Source organism: Micrococcus sp. HSID17227 (assembly GCF_003989405.1).
Lineage (GTDB): Bacteria > Actinomycetota > Actinomycetes > Actinomycetales > Micrococcaceae > Micrococcus > Micrococcus luteus.
The window spans coordinates 1-1,714 of sequence record NZ_RBLN01000359.1; the positions used below are offsets into that span (position 1 = coordinate 1).

Annotated in this window: 2 protein-coding genes; both read right to left on the reverse strand. The window is 74.4% G+C overall.

Annotation, left to right across the window (positions count from 1 at the left end):
• Positions 1-27 precede the first annotated feature (27 nt).
• A complete protein-coding gene (locus D8M29_RS11785) occupies positions 28-1,023 on the reverse strand; it encodes an L-lactate dehydrogenase (protein WP_127435505.1) in 996 nt (331 codons plus the stop codon).
• A 75-nt stretch (positions 1,024-1,098) separates the two neighbouring features.
• Positions 1,099-1,714, reverse strand: a 616-nt coding sequence (locus D8M29_RS11790; RefSeq protein WP_238693408.1) for a CGNR zinc finger domain-containing protein, incomplete at its 5' end; no start/stop codon positions are given.

Below are 1,714 nucleotides of genomic sequence, written 5' to 3' on the forward strand. Positions count from 1 at the left end.
TCGCCCCGCGCGCCTGAGGCCGGCGCCTCAGAACCCGAGGCTGCGTGCCTCCCGCCGCAGCGCGTCCGCCGAGGCGTGCAGCGCCCGCATCTCCGTGGCGTCCAGCTCGGTCTGGATCACGCGGGTCACGCCGCCGCGCCCCACCACGGACGGCAGGGACAGGGCGACGTCCGAGAGCCCGTGGACGCCGTCGAGCACGGTGGAGACCGGCAGAATGGCGTGCTGGTCGCGCAGGATCGCCTCGAGCAGGCGGGTCGTGGCCACGCCGACCGCGTACGTGGTGGCGCCCTTGCCCTGGATCACCTCGTACGCGGCGTGCACCACGGTGTCCGCCACCTCGTCCAGGTCGGCGCGGGCGAACAGCGGGTCGGCCGGCGTCGGCCACTCCAGGATGGGCGTCGGGCCGATGCGCGCCGAGCTCCACGCGGGGAACTCCGAGTCCCCGTGCTCGCCGAGGATGGCCGCGTGCACCGACGACGCGTGGACCTGCGCCCGCGACGCCAGCAGCCACCGCAGGCGGGACGTGTCCAGGAGGGTGCCCGAGCCGATCACCCGGCCGGCAGGCAGACCGGTGAGGCGCTGGGCCACCAGCGTGAGGACGTCCACGGGATTGGTGACGAGCACGATCAGCGCGTCCGGCGCGTGCGCCTGCACCTGGGGCAGCAGGCCGCGCAGGATCTCCACGTTGTGCGCGCCGAGGTCGAGGCGGGTCTGCCCCGGCTTCTGCTTGGCGCCGGCCGTGATCACCACGACCTCGCAGCCGGCCAGGACGTCCGGGTCCGCGCCGCCGCTCATCGCGGACGCGGAGGTGAACGGGGTGCCGTGGGCCAGGTCGAGGACCTCGGCGCGGACCTTGGGCTCGTCGATGTCGTAGAGGGCGACCTCGCGGGCGACGCCGCGGATCAGCGCCGCGTAGCAGATCGCGGTGCCGACGCCGCCGGCCCCCACGACGCCGACCTTGCGGTGGGCGGGTCCGAGGGACGCGGGGGCGGCGGGGGAGTGGGCGGGGGTGTGCTCGCTCATGCCTCGCAGGCTAGGGGTGTCCGGTCGGCCGACGGAACCACGAGGCCGCCCCGTCCCCCGGCGGGTGGGGCCGGGTCAGTCCTTCTTCTTGTCCGACTTCTTCTTGCCGGCCTTCTTCTCCGCCTTCTTGCGGGCCTTCTTCTCCGCCTTCCTGCGCTCCTTCTTCTCCTTCTTGGTCTCCCGGCGGGGCTCGTCGGCGGCGGCCTCGGAGTCCACGACGGCCTCCGGCGCCTCCGCCTCCTCCGGCCCGGCCGGATCCGCCGCGGGGGCGGACTCCGCCGCCTCGGCCAGCCGTGCCCGGTAGGAGCGCACGTGGGTGCGGTTGGCGCAGTTGGCCTCGTCGCAGAACCGCTTGGACCGGTTCCGGCTGGCGTCCACGAGCGCGTTCTCGCAGTCCTCGCCCTCGCACACGCGCAGGCGGGTCAGCTCGCCGTCCATCGCGGTCTCCGCCAGCGCGAGGGCGGCCATCGCGGCCAGCCGCTCCACCGCGTCGGCGGGGACCTGCGCCGGCCCCGAGGACTCAACGGCCCACGTGGCCATGACGGCATGGAACGCGGCGACGTGCTCCGGCGTCACCACGGCCATCATGCGCTCCTGCGACTCGGACATGAGGATCTCACCCGGGGTCAGCGTGGAGTCGCGCAGCAGCACGTCCGTCAGCTCCACGCGCATGCCGCCCTCGCCGTTGGAG

Bases quoted from the DNA above. Each gene is read 5' to 3' on its own strand.
- D8M29_RS11785 (WP_127435505.1), bottom strand. From the start codon at position 1,023: ATGAGCGAGCACACCCCCGCCCACTCCCCCGCCGCCCCCGCGTCCCTC.